Source organism: Stenotrophomonas sp. 2YAF26 (assembly GCF_052114625.1).
In the GTDB taxonomy this organism is placed as follows: domain Bacteria; phylum Pseudomonadota; class Gammaproteobacteria; order Xanthomonadales; family Xanthomonadaceae; genus Stenotrophomonas; species Stenotrophomonas indicatrix.
On record NZ_JBFRFC010000001.1, the window covers coordinates 329,668 to 355,637 of the forward strand.

The window sequence follows — 25,970 nt, forward strand, 5'->3', positions numbered from 1 at the left end:
GATTTATCCATGGACATTGCGGCCTCGTATCGTCAGGGGCCAGGACATGGCTGCGGATGTTTCTGGCTCACATGAAGCGGACCATCCCACCCATCGAGGTACTTCGGCAGCGCATCTGCAACGTCGATGACACGCTCCCGGTAGAACAGGTGCATCGTTGGCGCAAACCCTGCACCCAGCACGCCCTCGGCAGCTCGCGCAACAAGAGTGTTGGGAACCACGCGCATGCCCAGGCGATTGGTGCCAAACAAGACATCCCCGCAGGTCAGGCAGAAGGTCTTGGAAAGCTGCTTGGCCGGGTGCTGGAAACGCGCATTCTTCGTCCCCGAAACGCTCACCGATTCGGCCGCCCATGCGGTGGCCGAGAGCATCGCAACGCCGTAGAAATCCCTGCAGGTGGCGCAGTGGCAGTTCGCCTGCGCAGCGGGACGGCCATGCAGTTCCATGGTATTTGCGCCGCACAGGCAGGTGATGCAAAGGGACATGGATGTTTCTTTATGGGAGTGGCTGGCGAGGAGTGTGCTGTTACCGCTCGTCCTTCACAAGAGGATGCCTCTTGGTCCGGGCCCGCCCCTGCACATCAAACAGAGGCCGGCCCCGGTTCGGTCACGGCTGAGCTGGACCCACGTCGTTGGCACCGGCGCGATCACAGAACTCGAGGGGCATGCCCGGCTCCTTCACGTCGCTGCACGATGTCCACTGCGGACGCAGCCCCAGCAGGTACTCGACGCGGTCATGGAACAGCTTCAGATCGGCAACGCCGTAACGGCCGTCCAGCGGGAGATTGTGGCGGAAGCTGCGGTGAATCTCCGGGATCGCCGGATTGGCCCAGTACGAACCCTGGTCATCGGCACGGGTCTGCACCGCAAAGCGGGCCCGCGTGCCACCCGCTTCTTCGGAGAAGACAACGGTATACCAGCTAACCGCCGTCATACTCACGTTGTAGAACGTCGTCATGCTCCCCTGGTAACCCATGCGCCGTTCCACATAGCCATATTCACGCTTGGCCGCGATACCGGCCGCGCCAGCGTCGTACTTCATCTTCCCCGGCGCCAGTAGATTCAAGACCTCTGTCGATGCGGCACGAACCTGGTCGATTGACTTGCCCGGATAGAAGCGGGATGCAGCCGCCGTCTGTTCGGGCGTTTCCTTCTTTGGAAGCATCCCGCATCCGCTGACAGACAGCGCCAGCGCCAAAACTACAGTGATTCTCACAGAACTACGTCCTTGTATCCGGATCAGGATTGCGAAATCGAGAGGGCGACACGACCTTCTCCCGAGCATTAGCGGCTGCCGTGCATCTTTCTTGAGGGTTGCGCCCCTGATGGTTCCGCGGCCAGCGAAGCCGCAACCACATGCTATTAACGGCGCCGAACCATGCTGACACTTCATTGGACTTCTGCAGGGCGCAACCACATGACCAAGCTGCACACCCTGATGATTGCCGGCTGCATGCTTGCCTTCAGCCCGCTGGCCTCTGCCAAAACGGTGAACCTGATCAACAGCGCTGAACTATGTTGACGGCAGGATGAAGTGCGAATTGCCTGGCTGAAGATGATGCAGCTCAGGCAACGGGTAGGGCTGTGCGATCGCTTCCAGCGCCCTCACCAATGTGGTGCTGGTGGACAGCGCGATCACTTGATACGCCATATCTGCCCGGCAGCAGCCTCCTGCTTCGTTACTGCGGCGGCGCTGACCGAACGGGCGCATCGCGCTTTTCTGGCGACGGCACGTCGGCAGACGCAAACTCGCGCACCTTTACGCGAAATGGCGCAATGCAGCCAGCCAGGCTGATGCAGATGGAGAGGGAAAGTGCGATCAGCGCCAGTGTTTTCATCGAGCTGCCAGGTTGCGGGGGTTTTCTTGGAGCGCCATGGTCAGGTGCTCGTGGCTATAAGTCCATAGCCATCTGCCGCTGTCGGCTTACTGCCCCGTGATAGGCTTGCCCAGCAGAACCTGCGCACGATCTCTCACCCGCGCTCCCTTCCGGGCTACTTCCATGAAAATCCCGCAAGCATCTGCTGCCCAGTCGAATCTCAACATGGACGGTGCCGCGACGGACCTGTTCGTCGCCCTGCGTGATCTATTGCTTCCCTACAAGACCGATCTTCTCGTCGTGCATGACGAGGACGGTCACTTCTACGCCAATTGCAGGAACGCAGACGCCAAGGGCAAGGCGCAGTTCTTCGGCGCGGTGAAGTCGTCGGCTCGCAGGCATTCGTTCCACTTCATGCCCGTCTACACCTTTCCCGAGCTGCTGGCGGGCATCAGCCCGGCGCTGAAGAAGCATATGCAAGGAAAGTCCTGCTTCAACTTCGATGCCTGGGACCCGGCTCTTCTGCGTGAGCTGCAGATGCTGATCGAACAGGGCGTGTCCCGCTATAGGACGGCCGGCAAGCTTTAAGTGCAACACGCGGTCCGCAGGTGTCTTCTGGTGTCCTCAGCTGGATCTGACAGGATGGCAGGAGGCCCCGCACGCTGCAGGACGGCACAACACGTAGTTTCAGATACAGGCCCAGGCCAGCCATCCGCCCAGTGGCAACACGGCGAGCAGCGCGAGCACGCCAAGGCAGCCGCCGTTGCTGGTGCTGGATGTGAAATCGCTCCGAGCGTCGCCGCTTCTCCGCTCGGACGGCGGCTGTGACTGCAGCCACTGGCGATGGCAGGCCTGGCAGAAGAACCGGGTCTTGCCATTGCGCCAGGCGTTGCTGGTGCGATCATTGTGGTGAGCGGCGCTGCCGCAGCGACCGCACTTGAAGATCCGCGAAGGTGGCTGTCGCTTCTTGTTGAACAGGGCCAGCACTACCACCAGCGCGATGGCGGCTGCCGCTGTGCCGATCAGCGTTTCCGGCCCCATCGAATACTCCATGCGTCATGAATGCGAACAGCGTAACCAACGCATGCAGGCGCCCGCAACGACGGGCGCCCGCTTGCAACTCAATGCAACGGCACCTTCAGCACCGATGGTGCTGACGCGGGCGAACTGAAGGTCACCGCCCCGCCCAACTGGCTGATGCCTGCATAGCGCAGGTCCACCGTATCGACCACCAGCGTCAGCCGGCTGCCCGCCGGAATGTTCCAGCTGCTCGCTTCCAGCCGAAGATCGAGGGTGGTCGCCTGGCCGGGCGCAACGCCACGCAGGGTGTACGGCTTGTGGCTGATCAGCTGGCCATTGCCCAGCACATCTTCCGCGTACAGATAGGCATACAGCGTGGTGTTGGCGCGGCTGGGGGTAACGGTCACCCGTACTTCCGGCGCGCCGTCCAGGCGGCGTGCGTTCCAGTACACCGGCCCCTGCCAGACACCTGCGGCGTTGCGCCCGATGAAAGGCACGTACGCACCCGGCGGAAGGTTGATCATCTGCAGCGAGCCGGACACCATCGCCACGCCGGAATTGGCGGCGGTCCCCAGGCCGCTGCCGATGCGGTAGTTCCAGCCATTGCTGCGCCCGTTTTCAACCAGCCCCCCGGTGGGCAGAAGCAGGCCGCCCGGTGCGGTCAACGCGTAGCTGACCGCACCACTGTTGGTGGCCTGCCAGTTCGGGTAGCTGCTCCAGCTGCCCTTCTGCGACTTCAGCTGCACCGCCGGCTGGCGGTCGATGCCATTGGCCACGCCCTTGAGGTAATGGTCGAACCAGTCGCCCGCCGACTCGTAGACCTCGTTTGGAATGCCCAGTGCGCCCAAGGCCTCGTTGAGGGCATGGTCGCCGTGGCGCAGTTGCAGCTGCTTGGGGCCTTTCAGCTGGTTGAAGAAATCCACCAGCTGACCCGGCGGGAACAGGCTGTCGTTGAAGGCGTTGGCCAGGAACACGGCCGGCTGGTTGGCGTTGATCTCGCTGATGCTCGCAGCGGGGCTGCGGATGGCGGCCACGGGCAGCAGCGATTCCACTGCACCCTGGTAGTTGCCAACCACCACGTTGCGATTGATCGTGGCCAGCTCTGCCCCGGGTCGGCCGGTGACCAGGCCGGCGGCCACCAGCAGCGCGATTCCCTGTGCGCTGGGGGTGTCGTTGGCGTACAGCGACGCCTGCAGGTCGGCCCATCCGCTGAGCGCGGCCACCGCCTTGATGCGGGGATCGCGTGCCGCCGCCAGCAGGCTGGTGCCGGCGCCGTAGGAGATGCCCGAGACGCCGATCCGCGCCGGGTCGGCCTGGGTGTTGTCCAGCGCCCAGTCGATCAATGCGCTGACATCCTCGACCGTGGCCGGCCCGGCAATATCGATGGCCCCGCCGGACTCCCAGAAGCCGCGCGAGCTGTAGCTGAGGACCACATAGCCGCGCTTGGCCAGCGACTGTGCCACCCCCACGTACTCCACGCTGGGAACGGCCCAGCTGCTGGGCATCACCAGCAGCGGGTACTTGCCGCCACCTGCGTCCTGGGGCTCGATGACAAAGACCCCGAGGGGCGTGCCATCCCAGCTGGGAAGGGTGCGGTGGGTGGTCTTGACCGTGGCAGCCCAGGCGGTGGGCGCCAGTCCGGTCAGCAGGATCAACAGCAGCAATACCTTGCGCATCGTCGTCTCTCCCCGTCGTTGGTGGTGCAACGGGCAGGACCGTACCAGTGCGAATGGTGGCTTACACCTTGCGTTGCAGCATGGCTGGGGCAAGGAGGCGCAAGACATGCCATCGGCGTGCCTGCGCAGGCCCTACGACTTCCGGCAGGAATTGATGGTGTCGCCGATGCCATCGAAGACCTGGGAAGCGGACACGATCCAGGGCTTTGAGATGATGCAGTAGACAATCGTTCCCGCAGTTGGATCGAAGCTGAAGCTGACGACCACCGTCCCGACCACCGGCACTTTCGTCGTTGCCTTGCCCTGGTTCGCATTCGCCGGTTCGTAGACCGTGCCGTGCTCCTCGAAGCTCTTCTTCTTGACGCAGCTGAAGATGGCCTTGGTGACCCCGTTGAAGGTTCTGCAGTCCGTCATCGCAGTAGTCCCTGTTGTCTGTTCGAGCGCCAGCAGTCGGATCGGCCCCGGCATCCGGCCCGAGCCAACCCGCCGCCAGCAGGCATGAATCCGCAAACCACCTCACCACCCTTGTCAGGTACAGGTCGGAGCGGTGATGACGGTGCACGATTCATTGGTCTGCACATAGGCGCGACAACTCTGCTGCAGGCGCGCTCTCAGCTTGGTAGCGGCCTGGTTCTTGGCTGCCGTGCAACCGTCATGGGTCAATGGACCTTTGCCGGTGTTGGCATAGCCCTTTTCCGGCTGCGTGCACATGTTCGCTGGCGCGTTCTGTCGCACCGTGGCCCTCCCCTGATAGCACTGTGCGGCATTCGCTGTGGAAATCGAGCCAGCTACAAGCAGCATCGCTACAACAATGGTCGTTCTCATCGGGATACCCCTCCATGCATTGAAGTCGATATTCCGGCGGCATAGCCTCACGCCAACCGATACGGGTGGATCACCGAAGGCGACTGCCTCGCCTCGTCACGCATCACTCCCCTTCTGTTGGGTTCGATTCCTTTGCACCGGGATGCACCGCATCCACGCCCTGCGTGCTGATGCCGGCGCGTGATTCTCCGCGCAGCGCACCCGAGGACATCCAGGCGTGCAGCGATGCCAGGGCGACCGGGCCATCTGCGGCCCCAAGCCTGATGTCAAACCGATGCTGGCCGGGCCCTAGTCCATAGAGGGAGCGCGACGCCAGCGCGACGCGTCTGCCGTCGGCGTCGATGCCACCGATGATCAGTCGACGCAGAGAGCGGTCCGCTGCCGGCATATCGATGATCACGGTGGCAACGTCAGTGCGCTTGCCTTCAGCCGCCCTGCCCTCACCTGCCGGTCGCGCGGGCGCCGGCACGCTCAGCGTCAATCGAGGCGTCTGTGGCGATTGACGGAGGTCATGGCGCCGCGTTTTCGCGCCGGGCTTCTGGGCATTGAATACCCAGAAGCCGCCATTCCATGGCCAATGGCCGATGGTCTGCGCACCGGCGGCGGGATCCGATCCGTGCAACTTGTCGGGAATCGCATCGTCCGGGTCCACGGTGATCTTGAACTCATAGGCAGTGCCGGCGTCACTACCGCCCAGGTTGGCGGTATTCCACAGCGCGTCGACGTTGGCGACACCGCGCGGCGCAATGGTGATCGGCTTTGAACGAGCGAACTCGACATAGTCCTCTTCGTGTGCAGAGACCGGTTCGCGCCCGCCCAGCCTGTCGGCGTCCGGCGCCCTTGCGCGATAGGCGAAGGCGACGACGACCTTCTGCGCAGCTGTATCGAGAGAGTAGTTGTGCACCGGTACCACGACCCTGACCTTGGTTCCTGCATCCACGCCACCCAGCAGCGGTGCGTACTCGCCGGTGACATCGTCCGGCAAGGCCTCGGTGAGCGTCAGTCCACGCAACCGGAAGTACTCGTCCTGCGGCGCCAGTGTCCACGCGCCTTGCGTCGGGTCGTAGGCCATGCGCCACGGCAGGTTGAGGGCAGGATCCGGTCGTCCGCCATAGGTGGATTTCCACCACTGCGATCCACCGGACGAGCGGAGGAAGTCGGTACCATGCGCGACCTTGATGCCGCCATTGCCGGTGACATAGATCAGTGTCTGGTAGTGATAGGCCCGTGAGGCAATTCCGGGCACATCCGGCTGATCGAGGGTGATTCCCCGCGAGTTGCGCATCGTACGCTGCGCGACTACGCTGCTTTCCCAGTTCGATGCGTCAGACAGGCTGACGGTGCCTTCGTAGTTGGCGCTGCCGCTGAACATGCGCACGTCTGCTGACGCCCGGAATCCGGTGGTGATGTCGATGCTCCTGCTGAGCGAATAGGAGAAGGACTTCTCGCTGCTGGAGCCGGATTCCCTGGTGTAGTCGAGGCTGAACGTCTGGGCATTGCCATCGAAGGCACGCGCGATGGGGCTGTTGAGCGGTTTTCCCGCCACCTCGACGGTCTTCCCCGCCTCATCGCGAAAGCTGAACATGCCGATGTCGGTGGCGAACAAACCCTGCGTCGGGATCTCCGGATAGCTGGTGGCGTTGTAGTTCTGGTGCGACGGGTTGTACCAGTCGTAGTTCAGGCCGCCGCCGCTGTACTCCATCAATTGCCCGGGTATGACGATGTCGTAGAAGGGGAACCGGCCCGAGCGCTCCTGGTTCACGCCGTAAACGGGATAGCGCCAGATATCGATCAGGCGCATGTTGAATACCAAGTGGTCGTCCTGGGTGGTGGTGGCGGCCTTCTGGGTGGTGATCGACTGGTAGTCGTTGTTGAGCGTGCGCTCCATGCTGTTGGTCTCGAACGATGCCGCCGTTCTTACCGAGAGCGACGTCTCGAAGTTGGCAATGTTCATGAAGCCGCCACCGACGGTGCTGCCCACGGTCTGCGTAAGGCCGCCACCGAACCGGGACGAGCTGGAGTTGGTTGATGTCTCGGTGAGCGTGCTGTCTGCGCTGTCACGCAAGGTGACACTGAACGCCGATGGACCGAAGCCACCAAGCAGGTTGACGATCCTGTAGGGAGAATCACCACCGGGGTCAGGCAGCGCATCAACGTGGCGAGGCGGCATGCCGACCACGTACTGCGGATCGATCATGTCCTGGATGGTGATGTGCGCTGGATTTCCCAGATACAGGGAATCGCCACCACGATCATAGGCGATGATCGGCACGCCGAAGACCAGGCCGGTGCTCTCGTAGTTGGGCATGCGGTGGCGATACACCGGATCAAGTGCAAACGACTCGTTGTTGACACGGGCGACAACGATCTCCGGCAGGATGCGCCCGGGTTGGTCACCCCGTTGGGGCAGTGCCACCGCCAGCTGGTGCCGCGGATCGACGCCATCGTTCTTGAGGCCGATGAAATTGCCTGCCGCGACCATCGGGCCCAACCCGGTGGTCGCGACCGGCGATCGGTCCGACGAGAACTGAGCTTCCGGACCGGCATGGAAGGATGGCGGCGTGCCATCACGGACCTGCAGTACGCGCCCCATTACTCTGCCGTCGGGTGACACGTAGGCGATCGCCAGCTGCCGCCTGAAGAACGGATCGCTTGCCGGAGTGGCTGTCCGGGGATCGAACTGGAACAGGCCAGTAGCGAGATCGGCGTAGGAGTTGCCGGCGACAGGTCCGACCAGGGACTTTGCCCTCGGCGGCCCTATCTGCTCCAGCTTAGCCGGATCGAAATAGGCCAGTGACAGCATCTGGTCGGCGCCGGCGTCCCGTTGGGCGAGATAGCTCACGATGAACTGCTCATGGCCTCGGCCAACGAAGTCCGCCGAGGCGAGCCCGATCGAACTCGGGCGGCCGCTGGGGACATCGTACGCATAGGAGGTGCCGACTCGCTGCAGGGCGTGCTTGCTGCCGTCGCTCGCATAGCGGTACGCCGCCAGGCGGATGCGTCCGGCGCCGGCGCCAGCAGACGCATCGGCGGCAGTGACGATCTGCAGGGTGCCGTCGTTCATGTAGTCCCCCAGCGTCACCGCGACGTCGCCGGTGGGCGCCTCATCGGCCGGGCCGACATAGGAGGCAGCCACTTCCAGTCCGCCTTGCGAACCCTCTCCTGGCGTCCAGAGGATCACGTCGACCTGCAGTCGCTGCTGCAGGTTGGCATAGGCGGCAACGATCATCTGTTGGGGCTGTTCATCCTGGTTGGGGCGCCGCAGGATCTCCCCGACCGCCAGATCGAAATTGCGCCCCGCCATGCTGGTGGAGGGATTGGCAAAGGACAGCGTTGCGCGCTGACCATCGTTGATCTTCAGAGGGCTTGTATAAACAGTGATGCCGAAGTTGGTCATGCACACCGCCTGCTCGAAATCGGGCGTGGATACGCGGCCATGGGCAAGGCGTCGCCGCTGTGACTGCTGGCAGGAATCTCCCGGCTGCAGCTTCTGCGCCGACACGTTCCACTGGGTGAGCTCTGCGTTGGCTGCGGCGTAGTCGAACAGATCGCTGTACAGCGATGAGTTCTGACTCGCCAGCATTCCGATGGTGCTGACCGGGAACATCGTCAGCCGCTTCGGGTTGGTGATGGGATCCACTTCACCGGGGCGCACCTCAGCAGCGCTTTCCCGGTGCACCTGCATTGCCTGCTGTGCCGCCGCAACGTTGGCAAGCGCTGCCGCAGCCAAGCACATTGCCACAACTGCACGCATCAACGATGGGCAAGCGCGATTGCGCACCCGTACGGCGGCCGTGCCTGGCGCATTACGATCGGAGGCATCGGCACGTTCCCGATCCCGTTCGCCGCCAAAGTGACCCCAGCTCATGATGCTCTCCCTGCCCTTCCAAAGCCGGACTCAGTGCTTCCGGCACATCAGCGCGGTGTAGTACGGCGCCTGCACCGCACTGTCGGACGGCTGCCCGGCAACCGGCGCCGTCTTGGTGTCGACGATGTTGAAATCGCCCTTGGACGCATAGCCGCTGGCGCAGCAGCCGCTGGCGCCCGCGATGTCATGGCCGCTGAACGGAATCTTTCCCTGCACGCCATGCACGTGGCTGCGCACTTCGCTTGGATCCAGCGGCTTCCCGCCGAACTGGTAGTAGGGCGTGCCATTATCGGGGAGCGCTACGATATAGCGCCCCGCAACTGAATTTTCCACCTCCCACGATGTCGGACACATCGTCTGTGCCATGAAGGTCATCAGACCTGACGGGATGGCAGAACCATCGCCATTGGAGGTCTTGATGCAGAGGCCGTACTGGGCGTAAGGCAGGTCGCCGCTCGCCTCCTCGGAGGCACCGCTCACCGCATAATCCCCGGAATCACCCAGGCTGCCATTGCAGCAACCGCCGATCAGCACGAAGTTCTTCGATGGGAGATTGATCTTGCCGTTGATGCGCTGATGCCTGTGCGCCGGAGGCTTTTTTCCATCGAGCGCATCTCCGGCAAAGCCGCCGACACCGGCGCCCAGGGGCGCGGGCACCACAAAGCGTCCCTTGGCACCATCGACCGATGTCCAGCCCTCTGGGCATGTGCCGGCAAAATAGGCCTGCGTGAAGAATGGCATGGCATCAGCTGCTGCAACGATCTGCGGCGCGGATGCGTACAGGAGAAAAGCTGCGAGCAGCGGGGCCTGGGTTGGCCGGGAAAGACGACGCGTGGTAGCCATGTCGCACCTTTTGAGTGAGCGTGAGGCGAAAGCGGTCGTGGTCAGGCATGTACTGGACCCGAGGTCGCAGCACGGCGCTTGGTGTTGGAAACGTGCAGCTTGAAGGAGAAGTCAATCGACCTTGCAGGCAAGCAATTGAACGAACGGCAGCGCGGATGTCGACTCGTCGGTCTCCAGCTCCGCAGAGTGCTCTCCCTTGCGGGTCGATTGGCTGTTGCAGCAACTGCTGGCGGCCGATATCGAATGCTCGTTCAAATTGGCTGAAACCTTCGCCTTGTGCTTGTGCCTGCGATCTTCGCGGTCTGACAGCGCCTTTCCCGAGGTCGACCCGATCGCACCTGTATCGTTGGCCACCAGCAGCATCCTGCCATTCGCATTGGTGAGCCGGCTGCTGCCTGCCGGGCAAGCAGTTCCGGACATGAAGAAAATCATGTTCTTCGGCAAGTCCGCCAGGGCCGCCCCTTCAAATCCCAACAAGGCGACCATGCCGACGGCCAGCATTCCAAAGGTTCGCGTGCGCATCCCCTGCCCCCTTCGCATTTGGACGTATGTACAAGCCTGAAATTCTTGTTACGCCAATCGTGTATTCCCGCTTCTGCATGCGGCCCGTTCGTTGAATCCAGGCCGGAGGGCGAACCTTGCATCCGCTCCTGCAGTTGCGGCGAAGTATGATCCTATAATCAATGAATATCGTGCGCGGCGTCGCAAAAGTAGAAAGTGCAGATAATCCATTGGACCCCGGAATATCGCCGGGGAAAATGGTCAATTATTTGACGCAGCGCTACAGCGTCGCCTGCGCCTGCAGGGTGAACACCCAGCTGTCAGGCCGGCTGGCATAGGCGCCGGGCCGTGCCACGTACTGCACCGCCGGCCGCAGCACCAGCCACGGGGCGACCTGCACGCCGTAGTTCAGCTCGACGAACTGCTCGTTGCTCTGCACATCCTTTCCGGTCAGCTGCTGATGGCGGGCGAGCCGGTCGGAGATGTCCAGCCGGTTCCAGGCCAGGCTGAGCACATCATCCTCGCGCGACGCGATCACGCCGCGCCAGCTCACGCCCGCTTCCCACGAGTAGCGCATCAGCCCTGTTTTTGCGTCGGCACGGGTAGCCACGCCGAACACCGAAATGCCGCGCACCGTGTCACCCTCGGGCTTCCACACCCGCTGTGCGGCCTGCACGTACGAACCGCTGCGATGCGAAGCGCGAGGTGCCGTCGGGTCACCGATATCATCGGCGTTGGAGGTATCCAGGTAGTAACCGATCTTGTAAGTGCCGCCGTAGTCCTCTCCGGACTTGCCATGGCTGTAGCCCAGCTCGACTGGCAGGAACAGGCCGGTCTTTCCCCTCGTCGATACACGGAAGCCGCTGTTGGCCTGCTTGCGCGTTGGATTGACGTCGTAGATGCCGGTCTGCGCGTACCAGCCTGAAGGATCGTTCCACTTTACCCGCAGGCCCCATTGGCCTGTCGGATTGTCCAGCCAGCCAGAACTGTAGATCGGGCCCAGCGGATGCCCGCACTGGCCGTTGTTGTTGAAGTTGCAGGTGTAAGGCAAGCCACCGAAGTCGTTGCCCATCGAGTAGAAGCCACCCTTCAGGCTCAACCGCTTGTCCAGCAGCAAACGCTCGTAGGAGAGCTCGTTGAAACGCAGGTTCTGGCCCTGGCCATAGAAGGCCTGGTTCTGGATGTAGGAACCGGTGGATCGTTCGTTGATGGCGTTGCCGAAGCGATCGGAGAACACCACGCGCAAGGTGCCGTCGAAGCCGAATGCCTTGCCGGTGTCGATCGTCGCGCCCAGGTCGATGTGCTCGGCGGTGGACCAGCCACTGCCCTTGTAACCATCGCTGTTGACGCCGCTGCCGATCACGATGCGTGCGCTGGGGGTAACGCCGTGGTCCTGCAGCCAGAGGCGCGCTGCCCAATCCGCGCTCAGCGGCGTCTGCACGACGCTGTCGACCGATTTGGGCTTGGCGGTGGCACTTGATTCGGCAGCCGACACCGACCCGTTGACGATGAAGGCAAGCAGCCCGATGCCGGTCAAGGATACGAAATTCATGCGGCCGCCCTCCGCGCCTTTCGGGTCTTCCAGGCGCGTCGCACCAGCAGCACGATGCCTACCAACGCCAGCACGGCAAGGATGAGCATCGGCAGCCACAAGCGTGCAATCTTCGCCAGAAGTGGCTTCTCGCCGCCGGCACGGGTCAGCGCAACCTGCGCCTCGGTGACCTGGTCGCCCGGCCCGAACTGCGTGCGCACGTAGGTCGCAACCGCTGCGATATCGGCGTCACTCAGGTCCTGTACGAACGAGCCTTTCGAGAAGTGCGGCATCAACGCGTGTTCGCCGTGCACATCGCGGTCAATGCCGCCGATGATGGTGGCGATCAGGTTCTGCGGGCGGGTCATGCCGACGGTGGTGTTGTGCACCAGGGAGGGGTAGTACCCGTCCCTGCTGCCCTCGCCCCGCGATCCATGGCAGCTTGCGCACAAGCCCGAGTACAGTACGCCGCCCGATGCCAGTGCCGCTCCCGTACCTCGTACCGGCTGCTCGCCCGCCGTCGAGGCGACATCGCCCCAGGCAAAGGCGGCCCGCGTGGCATCAGGGTCGGCCACGGCCGGCACCGTGCGCAGGTAGGCGACGATGGCGGCGATGTCCTCGTCCTGCAGCCTGGACAGGCTGTTGCTCACCGCTTCGGCCATGCCGCCACCGGCCTGTGCCTTGCCGGCGACGCGGCCGGTCTTCAGGTACTGGGCCAGCTCGGCATCGCTCCAACCCCCGATACCGCTGGTGGGGTGGGAGGTGATGTTGGGGGCGTACCAGTCACCCAGCGATCCGCCGGCGAAGGCCTTGCCGTCCACCTCCTGCATCATCAGCCCGCGCGGACTGTGGCAGCTGGAGCAGTGCGCCAGGCCCTCCACCAGATAGGCGCCGCGATTCCACTGCGCGCTCCTGCCCGCATCGGGCTTGAACGTTTCCTTGTCCAGGAACAGCAGGTTCCACACCGCCATGGACTGGCGGATGCTGAAGGGGAACGGCAGCTCGGTCGCGTGTGCTTCTTCATCGACCGGCACCACCTCCTTCATGAAGTAGGTATACAACGCGTGGATGTCCTCGTCGGTCAGCTTGGCATACGAGGTATAGGGCATCGCCGGATACAGGTGGGCGCCATCCTTGCGCACGCCTTCGCGTACCGCCTTGGCGAAATCATCTTCGCTGTAGAGGCCGATGCCATGGCTTCTGGAGGGCGTGATGTTGCTTGCCCATATCTCACCCAGCGGCGACGCAATCGCGTAGCCGCCTGCGTAGGGTTTGCCCTGCTTGGGGCTGGTGTGGCATGCCACGCAGTCCGCAGCGACAGACAGGTAGCGCCCACGCTCGGCAACCTCGTCTGCGCGCGCGGATTGACTGGCTGCGGCCAGCAGCATCAGCAGAGCCGAGGCGAAGGTCTTCATGCTGCACGCTCGATGGCATCAGCTGCCCTCAGCGCCAGCGCGGCCATGGTCAAGGTGCTGTTGACCACGCTGGCCGACACCATCGGGCCGCCGCCGGGAAGCCACAGGTTCGGATGATCATGTGCGCGGCAATCGCCATCGACCACCGAATCGCGCGGGTCAGCGCCCATGATGGTCGAGCCCATGATGTGGTTGTTGGCGTTGAGCGCCGTGGTGATGACGAACTCCTCGGCATTGAAGAGCGAGCCGATATGCCGCAGCTGTTTGCAGGATTCGTCGTAACCCTTGCGGGCGTAGTCGCCCAGTGAGTAATGGATATCCGGGCAGGCCAGGCCGTGGCCGTCGACCCGCGTTTTCGACAGCGTCAACCGGTTGCTGGGATCCGGCAAGGGTTCCAGGCTGATCGACAGATCCACGCCGAATACCGCACGGCGGCGGATCTCCGCATCCAGCGCGTCGCCGACCAGGCCTTTCTTCAGCGCCTGGTCGGTGGCGATCGCCACCCGGCTGATGTTGTTGAGGATGATCTTGGTGGCCGAGTACTGCGAGCGGAAGGCGCCGTCTCGCGGGCCAACCATGCAGCTGGACTGCGCCGGTCCACGGCCCAGCCAGATCGGCCTGTCGGCAATGAACGAGCAGTGGAAACCGGAATGGTCGAGCATGTTGCGCCCGACCTGATCGGAGCTGTTCGCAATACCGTTCGGGTTCTGCTCGTTGGCGGCAAGCAGCAGCAGACGCGGCGTCTCCAGTGCGTTGCACGCGATGACGAAACTGCGGCCGGTGGCCTTGTGGCTGACCTTGTTGTTGTCATACCAATGGATGGCCGTTACCCGGTTCTGCGCGTCGGTATCGATCTTGTAGGCAACTGCTTCGGCCAGCACCTGCGCACCCAGTTTCTCGGCCGCTTCGATGGTATGGATGCCGTTGTACATCGCGCCGATCGGGCAGATGGGTTGGCAGTTGTTGTTGCCGCAGCAGGCGGGCCGGTCGTTCCAGGGCGTGACCATGCGGCCCTGCGGAATGGGCACCAGGTTGTAGCCGTGCGGATTGACCACCTCGGCGAACACCTTGTCACCGTTGCCCCACGGGATCATGTCGGCAAGGTAGGGCCTGGATCGCTCGGAGGGGCTCTGCTTGGCCGGATCATTCGGCCCGGAGACGCCCATCGCCTCCTCGGCGCGGCAGTAGTAAGGCTCGATGTCGTCGTAGCTGATCGGCCAGTCCCGCCCTACCCCATAGGTGGACTGCATCCTGAAGTCCACTGGAAGGTGGCGCCAGCAGGAGGCGGCCCAGTGCCAGGTGGTGCCACCCACGGCCTTGATGAAGCCCTGATGGAAGCTGCTGGCGTCGGGGCCGGTCAGGCCCACGTAGTCATTGGCCGGGAAGTACAGCGGCGCGGTGGCAAGCGGTGACTGTGGATACGGCCCCTGGAAATCACTGCCGATGCGCCGTTCGAAGCTGACGTTGCGCCAGTTCTCGACCACGTCGGAACGATGCAGGCGGGGGCCCGCCTCAAGCACAAGAACCGATTTTCCGGCACGAACCAACTGGTGGGCGATCAATGCGCCAACGACGCCCGAACCGACGATCACAACATCGGCATCGGCGTCGCCATCACGGAAAACCGGAGCTTTCATGAGGGGAATCCATAACAATTACGGGAAAAGAGCTGGAAGCGCAGGCTCAGCCGTGCGCGCGTACCGCCGCCGGCGGTTCGGCCGTCCACCATGCGGGACCGCCTTGTGCATAGGTGGGCGGGAACAGGCCATCGTCCACCGGGCGCTGCATCAGCGCATCGCGATAGGAAACGGTGATGGCCTGCGGCCCCTTGCCTACGCTGCCGGTGTACCAAGCAGTGATGATGGCCAGCGCTGTCGGCCGTGCATCGCCAGCGGCCGCCAGCAGCGCTTCAGGGCCCTGCACCTGTTGCGCCTTCGCCGCGAGTGCGGGGAACTGGGCGTGCATGTCGGGATGCAGCTTGGCGAAGGCGGCTTCGATGCGCGCGGCGGTTGCCGGATCAAGGTCGGACTTGCCGGTCAGTGCCTGGGAGAGCTGCAGAAAGCGCCCGTCCGTCCGTTTCGCTGGCGTGGCACCGGCATGGGTTGCTGGCGCCTTGCCGTTGCAGGCAACCAGCAGTGAAGCAGAGCCAACGGCCAGCAGGAAGGTTCTGCGCGTCAGGCCTTGCCCACTCCCTTCCAATCCCTCGGGAACACTCATGATGTGGACTCCTGATGCGTCACTTCTTCGGCTGCCCCTGACCGCGACGCGGGGGGGCACCTACGCGGGCAACTTTAACGCACCTGAACGTCGTCGCGGAGTGAGCAGGAAGAGCCGCAGCGCGGCAAAGCACCCTTCTTCCCGGCACCAGCAGAGGCAGATTCCAGCCGGTGCGCTGCCGCCCCCGTCACGCCCGCACAACGCGCTCAGCGCTAGAAACAAGGGGTTTCCTACTCTGGAGAGTGGCCATGCGGGTACTGCTGCTGTGTGCCGTGGCGACGATGGTATTGTCGGCCTGCAATCAAGGCGAACCGACCGATAAGGCACAACATGCCGATGCGGTTCGGCAAACCCCACCAGCGGCCAGCGCGCCGGCGCGCAACGTGCCCGGCGGCGGCAGCGGCACCGCCGCCTCCGAAGACCAGGCCTCGGGGCCAGAGGCCGAACGCGGGAAAGAAGCCGCGCCGCCGTCACCGCCCAAGCGCTAGGCGCGGCCAACAGCGAAGCCCCCGATCGGGGGCGCCCGCGGAACAAGCGAATCTACTCGGCCCTTTCAAGCACGATGCGGACGAACGGTATCCAGTCATCGCCGACCCGATGCTCCCATTCCCCGGTCAGCAACTGCCGGTCGCTGCTGATCACGCCGTCGAACCGCTGGGACTGGCCCTGGATGGTGTACCTGCCGCCATCAAGTCGTGACGTGAAATCGCTGGTGCCACCATCAGCGTCGTAGCTGCGGCTGAAGAAACCACCGGCTTCAACATCGACGCCGATGATTTCCGTGGAGCGCACACGCTGCCCGTCCATCATCGCGTCGACCTCATGCACCAGGAAGTGACCATTGGGCATCCACGTGTAAACGTCCGATGCAAACGACACCCCGCCCGTGCTGCCGTCGGGTTGCAGCGCGATGAGGGTGGTCTCCCACGCTCCGGCAAGAACGTCCAGCCGGCGGTGGTGTCCGCTGTGGAAAGTTGCTTGTGTCACGGCGACTCCGTACTGGGTGAGACGGTATAGGGTTCAACCAGGGCGCGCAGCAGCTCCATGCCCGTGGCAGTAGTGGTGGGCGCAGCGGTGCCTTCGCGCTGGACGAAACCGGTCCAGTCCGCGCCGGCCACCCGCCTCAGCTCCGTCGGTTCCACCGGCAGCCAACGCATGGGCCAGAAAGGCAGGCGTCTCTGCCCCACCCTGCCGCGCTGCAGTTCGATCAGGCCGCTGTGGCTGCTGGCACCCAGCACCCGGGAATATGCCACCTGCAGGCCATCGTCCGGGCCTTCCATGTATTGCACAAAGCGCGCGCCATCGAACAGCAGTACGCCAGTGACGCCGGCATCACGGTTGAAACGTGCTGCGTCATCCACGATTCCGCACAGCCTGCCCCCGGTCTGGCCCAGCCGGCTGGCAGCAATATCCGCTGCCGCCTCGCTGGTATACACAACGGCTCTGATGGGCACGTTCGACCTCCCTGCAGTGGGCTCCCAACCGTAGCAGAAGGCCGGTTGAGGCAGCGCAGCAGGCGCAGCCTGAAACAAAACAATTCAGTGAAATGTGAAAACGAACCCGAAAAGGATTCACGCCATGCACTGCTGCCCCATGGCATGAAACAGGTCCGCCCGCGAGATCGACTTCATGCCTGACACCGGACTTTTCTACGTCTTTTCRGTGGACTACGCGACCGATGCACGAGGCTGCATCGATCAGGTCACCGCTATCGCCTTCCGCTGCAACCAGTGCCACCACGTGTCCCGCGCCGACGCGGAGCTCAAGCGGATGACAGGGGGCACGCTGCTGACCTGCGGAAGGTGCGGCTCTCACCAGGCCGTCAGCAATGCGCGCCTGGTGGACGGCGAACACCTGGCGGCAACCGGCCAATCTGCAGCAGCGGCCGACCCACGCTGAGCTTGGTTCCGACGCGCGCCCAGTGCCCGGCGTGAGGGGAATGCATGCATCTGCGCGCTCGATGCGCATCCGCCGTTCACTGCATCTACCCCGCACCCCAACACCGGCCGGGATAGCCTCGTCGCTCCTTCCCTGCTGGAGCGCACCATGGCCATCAAGACCGCTGAAGACCTTTTCATCCACGAACTGTCCGACATCTACAGTGCCGAGAAGCAGCTGACCAAGGCCCTGCCGCGCCTCGCCCGCGCCGCAGAGAACCCCGCACTTGCCGCCGCGTTCGAGACGCACCTGGAGGAGACCCAGGGCCAGATCGAGCGCATCGACCAGGTCGTGGAGGTACTGGGCATCCGCCTGAAGCGGATCAAGTGCGCGGCGATGGAGGGCCTGGTGGAAGAAGGCAAGGAAGTCATCGAGAGCATTGAAAAGGGCCCGGTGCGCGATGCAGCACTGATTGGCGGCGCGCAGAAAGTCGAGCATTACGAAATCGCTTCCTACGGCACCATCGCCGCGCTGGCCAAGCAGCTCGGATACAAGGACGCTGTGCCGTTGCTGCTGGAAACGCTGGAAGAAGAAAAGGCCACGGACGAGAAGCTGACCCTGCTGGCCAAGAGCGGCGGCAACGCCAAGGCCGCCCAGGCCGCGTGATCGCAGGTGCACCGCAGATCAGCCCACGCGTCGCTCCCCAAGGGGCGGCGCGCTTCTGCGCGAGGATGACGTATGCATCCTGATCTACTTGGATGGACCGCCACAGCGGTACTGATGGCCACGCTGGTCCGGCAGATGGTCAAGCAATGGCACTCGCCTCACCCGGAAGCCGTCTCGAAGTGGCTTTTCATCGGGCAGATGACCGCGTCTACGCTGTTCACGATCTACAGCGCGCTGCTCGGCGCCACCGTGTTCGTGGTCACCAACCTGCTGTTGCTGGCAACCGCGCTGATCGGACAGCTGCTGGCGTGGCGCCGCAACCGTGCAACGGCTTCGAGCTCATCTGGAAGGACGCCTTGATTGTTGACGTTGCGTCTACACCGGCTTGATGCGGGTACTCACGCGTTCACATTTACCGTTGCAATGCCCCCGGGACCATGCGGTCCAATCAATGAGAATGAGGAAATGTCATGCAGCGCGATCAGAAAGACCTGCCCCATCCGGATGACCACACGGCCGCGGTGCCTGCTGGCAGCGCTGGACAGGCCAAGGCCCACAACAGTGCCAATCATGATCAGGCGTTGACGGAGACGTTCCCGGCCAGTGATCCAATCTCTCCCTTCGTCGCCGCCGCCACGCCGGATGAGCAGGCGCAACGGCTTGGCAAGCGCGTGGCGCCCGCTCGGCACGACAAGGGTGAGGGGGACGACGGAGCTGGCCAGTGATCGGGCCTGCGCTCCCGCCGAGGGGGCCGGGCAGCCCGCGCCCGTCAGGCGGCTCCGGCGCGCTGGTGCGTGGTGCCGAAGACGAACAGGCAGTGGAGGCCTGACACCTCGGAGCCCGCCATGGAACAGCCCACCGCCCTGCTCATCATCGATCTTTTCAGCCTGTTCGACTTTCCACAGGGGCGGCAACTGGCTCCGTACGCCGTACGTGCAGCCCAGCGCACCGCCCGCCTGCGTGCTGCATTCGACGCGCACCGCTCGCCGGTGATCTACGCCAATGACAATTTCGGCAACTGGCAGCGCGACTTCCCGCAGCTGGTCGAGGCCTGCCGGCAGAGGGGCGGAGCCCCGGCGCGGATCGTCGAGTACCTTGCCCCCAGCGAGGAACACTACTTCATCCTCAAGCCGAAGCACTCCGCCTTCCTCGCCACGCCACTGCCGGTGCTGCTGGCCAAGCTCGGCACCCGGCGATTGGTGCTGGCCGGCATGGCACTGGACGCGTGCGTGCTGGCCACTGCCATCGATGCCAACTCGCGCGAGTACGCGACGGTGGTCGCCCGGGACGCGGTCGCCGCCCTGCCGGACCGCCGCCAGCCGGCCCTGGAGACACTGCAGCGATCGGGCGCCGTCGAAGTACTCAGCAACCGTCAGATCATCACTTCGCTGTCATCCACGTCCTCATATCAACGCACGGGCCTGACACCACCGCGCTGAACCGGTCCTCTCGCCAGGGTGCGCTTCTTCGCCGGCGGCCGCGGCGTCCCAGCGCGATAATCGACCTGGCATACCGGGCAGAAGAAGGTGCGCCGATGCGTGGTGCCCATGTAGACCTTGCTGACCGGACCACCACAACGGGGGCATGTCCGCCGGGTGTGCACCTGCCAGTGCTTTTTCAGCTCGAACCCGCGCTTCCAGCGTAGGAAGTCGAAACTGTATTCGCGGGCCTGCTTGACCAGTTCGGCAAGCTTGCGCGGCGGAAGATCACCAACAGGGTTGGCCGGGTGGACCCGGATGCGGAACAGCACCTCGTTCTTGATGATGTTGCCCACGCCGGAGAACAGCGTCTGGTCCAGCAGGGCATCGCAGACCAGGACATCGGGCATCGACTTCAGGCGACGGCGGGCAAGCCGGGGGTCCCACAGGTCGCTCATCACGTCGGCGCGCCAGTCGTAGACCTCGTCCAACGGCTGATCGATCAGCTTCACCGAGCAGGTGTAGAAGTTCAGTTCGCCGTTGTCAAAGCGCAGCGATACCCGCGCTGGCGTCTCCTTGCGTTCGTCGATGCGCCAGCTGCCGAACATCATCAGGTGGATGCGCAGACTGACGTGGCTGAACTCCAGCAGGAAATGCTTGCCCCAGCTGCGCACGGCCCGCACCCGGCGTCCCTCCAGGCAGGCCAGGTCGAGCGTGCTGTTGCCACTGACGCCACGGACGGTCTTTCCCTTGAACCTGGCGGCGGCCTCGCGCAGCAGCACGATGGAAGGACCTTCAGGCATTGGCGTGCTCCAGCATGGACTGCAGTTGCAGTGCATTGGGCACGGCGTGGCCATGCGCCGTGTTGTCAAGGATGATCCACGCCTCCCCCGCCTGGGCCGCCTGTATCGCGGCGGCCGCCAGACTGCATAGCTGCGGTTGCTGGTAGGCGCTGTAGTACATGCGCGGCTGCCCGTGCCACCGCCAGTAGCTCCAGTGCCTGGCTCCACCCGGCTGATCAGCCCCTGCAACCCGGGCGGGGTCGGCCGCGACCCGGGCAATGCCGTGGTCATCCAGCAGCGCGTCGGCCTTGTCGTCGAACCAGCTCGGGTGGCGTGGTTCGCAGGCGACCCGCATGGCGCTGCGCCGGCGCACCGCCCGGAAGAAGGCCGAGGCCGTGCGGCCATCGTAGGCCAGACTCGGCGGCAGCTGCAGCAACAGGGCGCCCAGCCGATCCCCCAGATGCCCCACCTCATGCAGGAACGTGTCGAGCAACGGCGCAGCACCGCGCAGGCGCGCGTCATGGGAAATGGCCTGCGGCATCTTCACCGAGAAACGGAAACCGTGCGGCACGCTGGCCGCCCAGCGCGCATACGTGGCGGGCTGATGTGGTCTGTAGAACGACGAATTGATCTCCACGATCGGAAAGCGCGACGCATAGCGCTGCAGCGCACTGTCTCCCGCAGCGAACGCGTGGGCGATGTCCGTGGGCAGCGACCACCCTGCGCAGCCCACGGCGACCGGGTGGCCCGGTCGCGGATGACGGAGTTCACGTGCCATGGCGCTACGGTGGCGACAGGCCCGTAGCAACATGGTGAACACACGTTGGCTGCGGCGTGAAGCCTGTGCCGCCGGGCGTGGCGGGCCTGCAGCCGGCCGGTTGCCGTGTATCGGCCATCGCTGCTCAGAGGCTGGCGTTGACCATGGCGCCTGCCGGTTGCTGTGGCATCGGCATGGAATGTCCGTTGCGCGGTGCAACGCGTTCGTGGGTGGCGGCCAGGACCTGGTTCACCCGATGGAGCGTGCCACGGCCACCGGGCTCGATACCGATGATGTAGACGAAGCGGCCGTCACAGCGCGACTGCGCCGATTCAAGCCCCTCGGCTTCAGAAATCACGCGCTTCAGTGCCTTCTCCCAGGCCCTGCCGGGGGGCGATGCCAGTTCCACCACGACTGCGGTTTCCCCGCAGTCCAGCGGCATCACTTCCACGCGCAGAATGCGCGGCGCCCTGGTGGTCTCGGTGCTACCCATTTCCAGTCCTCCTCGGCCAATGACGGCGGAAGTATCCACGTCCGGCGCCAAGGCGCCGTCAAGAAGGGATGGCCGTTGCGTGCAGGTCGATCCCTGCCTGCTTCCCCGCGTGAGCCGTTGATCTCAAGGCCTGGCCGGATGCTGGTTACCTTCTTCAACTCTCGGCGGCGCCGCCGCGGGAGCACTGACAAATTCATAGCGTGAGAGCAACCAGGCATGATCGGCTGCCAAGGCAGCTCGCGCCCGTGCCTCCTGATCGACGACGCTGACCAGATTGCCGGTTGTCCGCAACAGTGTTTCGTTGTCCAGGCGGAAGGGTGAAACGTCGCCGACGTAGATGTCACCGATGTAATTGAGCTTGCCTGCCTCGATCGTGAAGCTGACCGCCTGGGGCTCGGCAATGGCGACGCCCTGCTGCCCGATGCCAACCCAGCCGATGTAGTAGCGGCCAGCCTTGACGGGGCGGGTCTTCAGGCCCTTTGCGCAGGTGGCTACGGAATCGAACCTGTACGGACCCCAGAAGCCGGTCGACGCGTTTCCGGACAGGTAGAGCTGCACGAAGTTGATCTGATCTGCGCAGGTGACCGAAGTGACCAGGATGCCTTCGTCCGGCTTGAGTTTCTTCGATTCCTTGATGTTTTCCACGCCCGCGCTCGCCGCTGTCGACAGCATCAACAGCGCTACCATTGCAATCGTTCGCTTCATCTGTCCGGTTCCATTGAAATGCCGGGCGACATGCAGGTTCTACCGCATCTGCAGAGGCGCCGCGAGGTAGACGTTGCAGTTCTCGCCGAGGTTCTCAGCTCTTCTTCAAGCGCGTCGGTGGACGGTGCGCCCGGCGCAGGAACGGCCAACTGGCGTTGGAAGGGATATCGCGCAAGCAGCTGTTCGTGAGCAGCGCGCAGAGTGTTGCGGCCGCGATGGAAGTCCATTTCATCTGGGAATGCCCTTTTTCCGGCGAGCATAGCGCCAGCGCGACGCGGCCGCTACGGGCATCGCGTTGCCCGGCCGTGATGCGTCACGTCAATCGTCGGCACGCGCCCTGCGGACAGCTATCAACCGGGCAACGGCCACGCCACTAACAGGTCTTCCTTTCATGCATGGGCACTCGGATCTGACAGGAGCCCAGTGCTTGCGCGCAGTCACACCTTCGCACTTTGGTCGTTGACCTGTTGACGCCAAAAAATGACGCTAACGACACCGCGACAGCTTTCCTGACGCCAGTGCGCGGTCGAGATCCCAGGCAGTACCGGCTACGGCCGGGACGCATCCCCAACACCTGTCACCGCATCGTCCTTCACACGGAAAGGCCTGGCCTGCCGTGGTGGACGGCTGCGCCTTGCCCATATCCATGGAGATCCGCAATGCGCCTTGCCACGTTCTTCCTTGCCCTTGTTTTCAGCACTTTTGCCGGGGCTGCGCATGCCCAGGTTGTGACCCTCAACAAGGGTGGGTTCGTATTGACCTATGACTGCAGCATCCACAGCGCGACACGGTACGAATACACGTTGGTGGCTGACACCGGCTCGGCGGCCCGCCCGTCCAGCTTCTACAAGGACCCGGACCTGCCGGCAGGCTGCCTCGGCCAGGCCAGCACCGCCTCGTATGCCAGCGTGCGGTCCGGCTATGACCGGGGACATCTGGTGACGTCCAATCACATGGACTACGACGCCACCTACATCCGTCGCGCCAACTACATGACAAACATCGTGCCGCAGGTTTCCAGCTTCAATCAGGGCGCCTGGGTCAAGGCCGAGAACGTGGCCGAATGCTATAGGGACATCGCTCCGGTAGACGTCTATGGTGGCGTTGTCTACGGCGATGCGTCCAATGACTATTTCCTGGCCAGCCATGGTATTCCGACCCCGGAATTCTTCTGGAAGACGATCATCACCAAGGATCCAAACACCGGGACCGCCAAGGCCATCAGCTGGATCATTCCCAATGAAGCGGGACTGGGTGGCCTGGATAGCTATCTGGTCACCATCGCGGATCTGGAAGAGCTGCTGGGCGCCAGCTACGTGGCCATCAATGCACCGGCGTCGCTGAAGAACATGCTGCCCAGTGCCAGCTGGCCGCTGCCGAGCGAATGTGATCTGAGCTGAGCGCCGGATGGCCCGGCAGAGCCTTCTCCGCCGGGCCTGCGCTGCGTGAGGACCCTGCCTGATCTGACTCCGCACCCCGCGTCAGGGTGCGACGCCGGCGCGAGCGGCATCCGGCCTGCGGCGGTAATGCAACGCAAACAGATACAACCCGGTGAACAGCTGCAGGAACAACGGCGGCAGCGGCGAGTAGGTCAGCCAGTCCGGTGGTTCGCCCTGCCCCATCCAGCGCGCCACGAAGTTGGCTATCACTGTCAGGGTGAAGACGATAGACGTCCAGCGGTGCACGGGACGCGCCCAGCTGCCGGCCCTCACTGCGGCGTCCTCGCGACAGTCTTCGCAGGGCGCTCGATCATCTTCCAGCCATTGCCGGACGGATCACGGAATCCGGCATCCACTGCACCATAGCGCTCCACCGGCTCCTGGGTGAATTCCACCCCACGTGCCAGCAGCCGCTCGTAGCTGGCGCGGCAATCGTCCACCGCCAGCACCAGCGGCGGCATCGCACCCTTGGCCACCATCTGCTGCAGGGTCAGCGCAGTGGCCGCATCGTGTACCGGCGGCCCCGGTTTGAACAGGCCGAGCTGGAAACCACCCTCGCCGCCCGAATGCACCGTGAGCCAGCGATAGTCGCCGTTGCCGACATCGGTATGCACCTGGAAGCCGAGTGTGTTGACGTAAAAATCGAGTGCCGCATCCTGGTCGTGCACATACAGGCCGACCACATTCACCATGCCAGTCATAGGATCCTCCCTCAGGTGGGATCTACGCTAACAAGGCCGGTGCGGCGGCGCTTCTCCAAAACTGCGATCTTCAGGTCCGGGCGCCGTGCGGCACGCGCATGGCACTCCGGCACCGGGCCCTGCGCCGGGGCATCGGTCCGCTCACGGTCGCGGAGGGCGCCGGGGCTGTCGCCGGTGATGTCACGAAAGATGCGGCCAAAGGTGCCCAGGCTGGTCCACCCGGTCTGAAGTGCGATCTCGGTGATCGGCAGGTCGGTATCGCGCAGCAGGGCGACAGCGCGCTCGATGCGGCGGCTGAGCAGATAGCGATGCGGCGGCACCCCGAACGCGTCCTTGAACGAGCGCGCGAAATGGGCCGCGGAAACCGCACTGATCCCGGCCAGCCGCGCCACCGGCCAGTCTTCATGGCTGGCCCGGTCCATGTGGTCTTTTGCACGCAGCAGGCGGCGCAGCAGTTCCGGGCTCTGGGTCATGGCGTGGCCACCCTGCGCAGCAGGGATCGTGCAGCATGCCGGGCCGCCGCTGCCTCGGTGCACAGCCACTCACGGAAGTGCGCGATTTTCGGGGCGTTGCTGCGTCCTGCCGGGCTGGCAAACCAGAAGCTGCGGCCATCGCTGGCCACGCCTTCGTGGGCTTGTACCAGGCGCCCCGCATCCAGCTCGGCTTTGAACAGGATCGGCGAGCCGATGGCGATGCCTTGGCCGGCGATCGCTGCGGCTACGTCCAGATGCTCGGCAGCGAAGTTGGTGGCGAAGCGCTCCGCCCCGGGTGCCGGCGTCTGCGCGAATGCCTGGAACCATAGCGCCCACCAGTCCGGACGCCCCAGCAATGGCACATCCAGCAGCCGCGCACCGCCCAGGCCGGTGGCGGCTTCAAGCAGCGCGGGCGCGCACAGTGGCGTGAACACGCTGGGGAACAGCTCCACGGCGTGCAGCCCCGGCCAGTCGCCGTGACCGTTGCGGATGGCCGCATCGAAACGCCCGCCTGCCAGGTCCTGCGGCTCCGCCGACAGATCAAGCTCCAGCACCTGTTGCGGATGCCGGGCGCGGAAGCCACCCAGCCGCGGCGTCAGCCAACTGGTGCCCAACGTAGGCAGTGCGGTCAGGCGCAGGCGGGTGGCATCCATGTCGGCGGCACGCATGAAGCTGGCACGCAGGGCATCGAAGGCGCGGGTAGCCTCCTTTGCGACGCTGGCACCGGCCTCGGTCAGTTCGACGTGCTGGGCGTGGCGCAGGAACAGTCGTGCACCGGTCTGCTCTTCCAGGCGCCGGACGTGATAGCTGACCGATGCCGCCGTGGTGTCCAGTTCTTCCGCGGCCCGCGCAAAGCTGCCCAGCCGCGCCGCGGCCTCGAAGGCACGGATGGCAACGAGCGACGGCAGGTGGCGGTGGGCGACCATAAGTGTGGCTTAGCCTGAGC

At 64.2% G+C, this 25,970-nt stretch carries 32 protein-coding genes; 8 read left to right on the forward strand and 24 right to left on the reverse strand.

The features are described 5' to 3' along the window. Positions 1-32 precede the first annotated feature (32 nt). The 3 genes from AB4Y98_RS01425 to AB4Y98_RS01435 form a co-directional block, all read right to left on the reverse strand. On the reverse strand, positions 33-485 hold the full coding sequence (locus AB4Y98_RS01425; protein WP_312108167.1) for a GFA family protein: 453 nt from the start codon (positions 483-485) through the stop codon (positions 33-35). Positions 486-606: 121 nt separating this feature from the next. Beyond that, entirely contained in the window at positions 607-1,197 is a 591-nt protein-coding gene (locus AB4Y98_RS01430) for a hypothetical protein (RefSeq protein WP_442243601.1), read from the reverse strand. Positions 1,198-1,678: 481 nt separating this feature from the next. Then, on the reverse strand, positions 1,679-1,837 hold the full coding sequence (locus tag AB4Y98_RS01435; protein WP_312108171.1) for a hypothetical protein: 159 nt from the start codon (positions 1,835-1,837) through the stop codon (positions 1,679-1,681). 162 nt (positions 1,838-1,999) lie between these two features. Here AB4Y98_RS01435 and AB4Y98_RS01440 point away from each other — a divergent pair, with 162 nt between their 5' ends. After that, positions 2,000-2,404, forward strand: coding sequence for a hypothetical protein (locus AB4Y98_RS01440; RefSeq protein WP_442243602.1), 405 nt, complete (start codon positions 2,000-2,002; stop codon positions 2,402-2,404). A gap of 99 nt (positions 2,405-2,503) precedes the next feature. Here AB4Y98_RS01440 and AB4Y98_RS01445 read toward each other — a convergent pair whose 3' ends face one another. The 11 genes from AB4Y98_RS01445 to AB4Y98_RS01495 form a co-directional block, all read right to left on the reverse strand. Then, complete coding sequence (locus AB4Y98_RS01445) at positions 2,504-2,857, reverse strand: hypothetical protein (RefSeq protein WP_164279926.1); 354 nt, start codon at positions 2,855-2,857, stop codon at positions 2,504-2,506. 80 nt (positions 2,858-2,937) lie between these two features. Further along, the gene (locus tag AB4Y98_RS01450; RefSeq protein ID WP_442243603.1) at positions 2,938-4,512 is read right to left on the reverse strand and encodes an alpha/beta fold hydrolase; all 1,575 of its coding nucleotides are present in this window, start codon (positions 4,510-4,512) and stop codon (positions 2,938-2,940) included. A 132-nt stretch (positions 4,513-4,644) separates the two neighbouring features. Then, positions 4,645-5,022, reverse strand: a complete 378-nt coding sequence (locus tag AB4Y98_RS01455) for a hypothetical protein (RefSeq protein WP_442243604.1) — start codon at positions 5,020-5,022, stop codon at positions 4,645-4,647. Between the two features lie 18 nt (positions 5,023-5,040). Then, positions 5,041-5,337, reverse strand: a complete 297-nt coding sequence (locus AB4Y98_RS01460) for a hypothetical protein (protein ID WP_127563146.1) — start codon at positions 5,335-5,337, stop codon at positions 5,041-5,043. Positions 5,338-5,440: 103 nt separating this feature from the next. After that, a complete protein-coding gene (locus tag AB4Y98_RS01465; RefSeq protein WP_442243605.1) occupies positions 5,441-9,205 on the reverse strand; it encodes a hypothetical protein in 3,765 nt (1,254 codons plus the stop codon). Between the two features lie 30 nt (positions 9,206-9,235). Continuing rightward, complete coding sequence (locus tag AB4Y98_RS01470) at positions 9,236-10,048, reverse strand: hypothetical protein (protein ID WP_312785859.1); 813 nt, start codon at positions 10,046-10,048, stop codon at positions 9,236-9,238. Positions 10,049-10,159: 111 nt separating this feature from the next. Further along, on the reverse strand, positions 10,160-10,570 hold the full coding sequence (locus tag AB4Y98_RS01475; RefSeq protein ID WP_394195614.1) for a hypothetical protein: 411 nt from the start codon (positions 10,568-10,570) through the stop codon (positions 10,160-10,162). Positions 10,571-10,829: 259 nt separating this feature from the next. After that, the gene (locus AB4Y98_RS01480; RefSeq protein ID WP_442243606.1) at positions 10,830-12,101 is read right to left on the reverse strand and encodes a carbohydrate porin; all 1,272 of its coding nucleotides are present in this window, start codon (positions 12,099-12,101) and stop codon (positions 10,830-10,832) included. Next, positions 12,098-13,495 carry a c-type cytochrome gene (locus AB4Y98_RS01485; protein WP_394195612.1) on the reverse strand — a complete coding sequence of 466 codons (1,398 nt, stop codon included), beginning with the start codon at positions 13,493-13,495 and terminating at the stop codon, positions 12,098-12,100. The genes AB4Y98_RS01480 and AB4Y98_RS01485 overlap by 4 nt, the downstream gene beginning before the upstream one ends. Continuing rightward, positions 13,492-15,132: a GMC family oxidoreductase gene (locus AB4Y98_RS01490; RefSeq protein WP_442243607.1), complete on the reverse strand. Its 1,641-nt coding sequence runs from the start codon at positions 15,130-15,132 to the stop codon at positions 13,492-13,494. Before AB4Y98_RS01490 ends, AB4Y98_RS01485 begins: the two co-directional genes overlap by 4 nt. A 46-nt stretch (positions 15,133-15,178) precedes the next feature. Continuing rightward, the gene (locus tag AB4Y98_RS01495; RefSeq protein WP_088100014.1) at positions 15,179-15,712 is read right to left on the reverse strand and encodes a sugar dehydrogenase complex small subunit; all 534 of its coding nucleotides are present in this window, start codon (positions 15,710-15,712) and stop codon (positions 15,179-15,181) included. 248 nt (positions 15,713-15,960) lie between these two features. Here AB4Y98_RS01495 and AB4Y98_RS01500 point away from each other — a divergent pair, with 248 nt between their 5' ends. Further along, complete coding sequence (locus tag AB4Y98_RS01500) at positions 15,961-16,200, forward strand: hypothetical protein (RefSeq protein WP_394195610.1); 240 nt, start codon at positions 15,961-15,963, stop codon at positions 16,198-16,200. 52 nt (positions 16,201-16,252) lie between these two features. Here AB4Y98_RS01500 and AB4Y98_RS01505 read toward each other — a convergent pair whose 3' ends face one another. Together AB4Y98_RS01505 and AB4Y98_RS01510 are read right to left on the reverse strand one after the other, a co-directional pair. Beyond that, the gene (locus tag AB4Y98_RS01505; RefSeq protein WP_313248406.1) at positions 16,253-16,699 is read right to left on the reverse strand and encodes a hypothetical protein; all 447 of its coding nucleotides are present in this window, start codon (positions 16,697-16,699) and stop codon (positions 16,253-16,255) included. Beyond that, positions 16,696-17,166 carry a BLUF domain-containing protein gene (locus tag AB4Y98_RS01510; RefSeq protein WP_354275320.1) on the reverse strand — a complete coding sequence of 157 codons (471 nt, stop codon included), beginning with the start codon at positions 17,164-17,166 and terminating at the stop codon, positions 16,696-16,698. Before AB4Y98_RS01510 ends, AB4Y98_RS01505 begins: the two co-directional genes overlap by 4 nt. Before the next feature lie 175 nt (positions 17,167-17,341). On the opposite strand from AB4Y98_RS01510, the gene AB4Y98_RS01515 reads away from it, so the two are divergent. The 5 genes from AB4Y98_RS01515 to AB4Y98_RS01535 all read left to right on the forward strand — a co-directional run bounded on the left by AB4Y98_RS01515 (position 17,342) and on the right by AB4Y98_RS01535 (position 19,695). Continuing rightward, positions 17,342-17,611 (forward strand): hypothetical protein, encoded by a 270-nt coding sequence (locus AB4Y98_RS01515; RefSeq protein WP_032974703.1) that lies wholly within the window; start codon positions 17,342-17,344, stop codon positions 17,609-17,611. 147 nt (positions 17,612-17,758) lie between these two features. Beyond that, on the forward strand, positions 17,759-18,256 hold the full coding sequence (locus AB4Y98_RS01520; RefSeq protein ID WP_032974702.1) for a YciE/YciF ferroxidase family protein: 498 nt from the start codon (positions 17,759-17,761) through the stop codon (positions 18,254-18,256). 72 nt (positions 18,257-18,328) lie between these two features. Continuing rightward, positions 18,329-18,616 (forward strand): hypothetical protein, encoded by a 288-nt coding sequence (locus tag AB4Y98_RS01525; protein ID WP_088100018.1) that lies wholly within the window; start codon positions 18,329-18,331, stop codon positions 18,614-18,616. Positions 18,617-18,726: 110 nt separating this feature from the next. Then, on the forward strand, positions 18,727-18,981 hold the full coding sequence (locus AB4Y98_RS01530; protein ID WP_051501597.1) for a hypothetical protein: 255 nt from the start codon (positions 18,727-18,729) through the stop codon (positions 18,979-18,981). 120 nt (positions 18,982-19,101) lie between these two features. Next, entirely contained in the window at positions 19,102-19,695 is a 594-nt protein-coding gene (locus AB4Y98_RS01535; protein ID WP_442243608.1) for a cysteine hydrolase family protein, read from the forward strand. Here the strand turns inward: AB4Y98_RS01535 and AB4Y98_RS01540 are convergent. The 4 genes from AB4Y98_RS01540 to AB4Y98_RS01555 all read right to left on the reverse strand — a co-directional run bounded on the left by AB4Y98_RS01540 (position 19,665) and on the right by AB4Y98_RS01555 (position 22,411). Continuing rightward, a complete protein-coding gene (locus AB4Y98_RS01540; protein WP_312785867.1) occupies positions 19,665-20,477 on the reverse strand; it encodes a DNA-formamidopyrimidine glycosylase family protein in 813 nt (270 codons plus the stop codon). The genes AB4Y98_RS01535 and AB4Y98_RS01540 overlap by 31 nt on opposite strands. Further along, positions 20,470-21,234 (reverse strand): DUF72 domain-containing protein, encoded by a 765-nt coding sequence (locus AB4Y98_RS01545; protein ID WP_442243609.1) that lies wholly within the window; start codon positions 21,232-21,234, stop codon positions 20,470-20,472. Before AB4Y98_RS01545 ends, AB4Y98_RS01540 begins: the two co-directional genes overlap by 8 nt. 124 nt (positions 21,235-21,358) lie before the next feature. Continuing rightward, positions 21,359-21,706 carry a hypothetical protein gene (locus AB4Y98_RS01550; protein WP_363733362.1) on the reverse strand — a complete coding sequence of 116 codons (348 nt, stop codon included), beginning with the start codon at positions 21,704-21,706 and terminating at the stop codon, positions 21,359-21,361. Between the two features lie 123 nt (positions 21,707-21,829). Then, entirely contained in the window at positions 21,830-22,411 is a 582-nt protein-coding gene (locus AB4Y98_RS01555) for a hypothetical protein (RefSeq protein WP_363733363.1), read from the reverse strand. A gap of 659 nt (positions 22,412-23,070) precedes the next feature. Between AB4Y98_RS01555 and AB4Y98_RS01560 the strand changes: the two genes are divergently transcribed. Next, entirely contained in the window at positions 23,071-23,811 is a 741-nt protein-coding gene (locus AB4Y98_RS01560; protein WP_363733365.1) for a DNA/RNA non-specific endonuclease, read from the forward strand. Positions 23,812-23,892: 81 nt separating this feature from the next. Here the strand turns inward: AB4Y98_RS01560 and AB4Y98_RS01565 are convergent, their stop codons facing one another. From AB4Y98_RS01565 to AB4Y98_RS01580, 4 genes are read right to left on the reverse strand one after another with little or no spacing between them, the layout of a single operon-like run. Beyond that, entirely contained in the window at positions 23,893-24,123 is a 231-nt protein-coding gene (locus AB4Y98_RS01565) for a hypothetical protein (protein ID WP_099842541.1), read from the reverse strand. After that, a complete protein-coding gene (locus tag AB4Y98_RS01570; protein WP_132825028.1) occupies positions 24,120-24,551 on the reverse strand; it encodes a VOC family protein in 432 nt (143 codons plus the stop codon). Before AB4Y98_RS01570 ends, AB4Y98_RS01565 begins: the two co-directional genes overlap by 4 nt. Before the next feature lie 11 nt (positions 24,552-24,562). Beyond that, complete coding sequence (locus tag AB4Y98_RS01575; protein ID WP_025874482.1) at positions 24,563-25,024, reverse strand: helix-turn-helix domain-containing protein; 462 nt, start codon at positions 25,022-25,024, stop codon at positions 24,563-24,565. Continuing rightward, entirely contained in the window at positions 25,021-25,950 is a 930-nt protein-coding gene (locus tag AB4Y98_RS01580; RefSeq protein ID WP_442243610.1) for a LysR substrate-binding domain-containing protein, read from the reverse strand. The genes AB4Y98_RS01575 and AB4Y98_RS01580 overlap by 4 nt, the downstream gene beginning before the upstream one ends. Between the last annotated feature and the right edge of the window lie 20 nt (positions 25,951-25,970).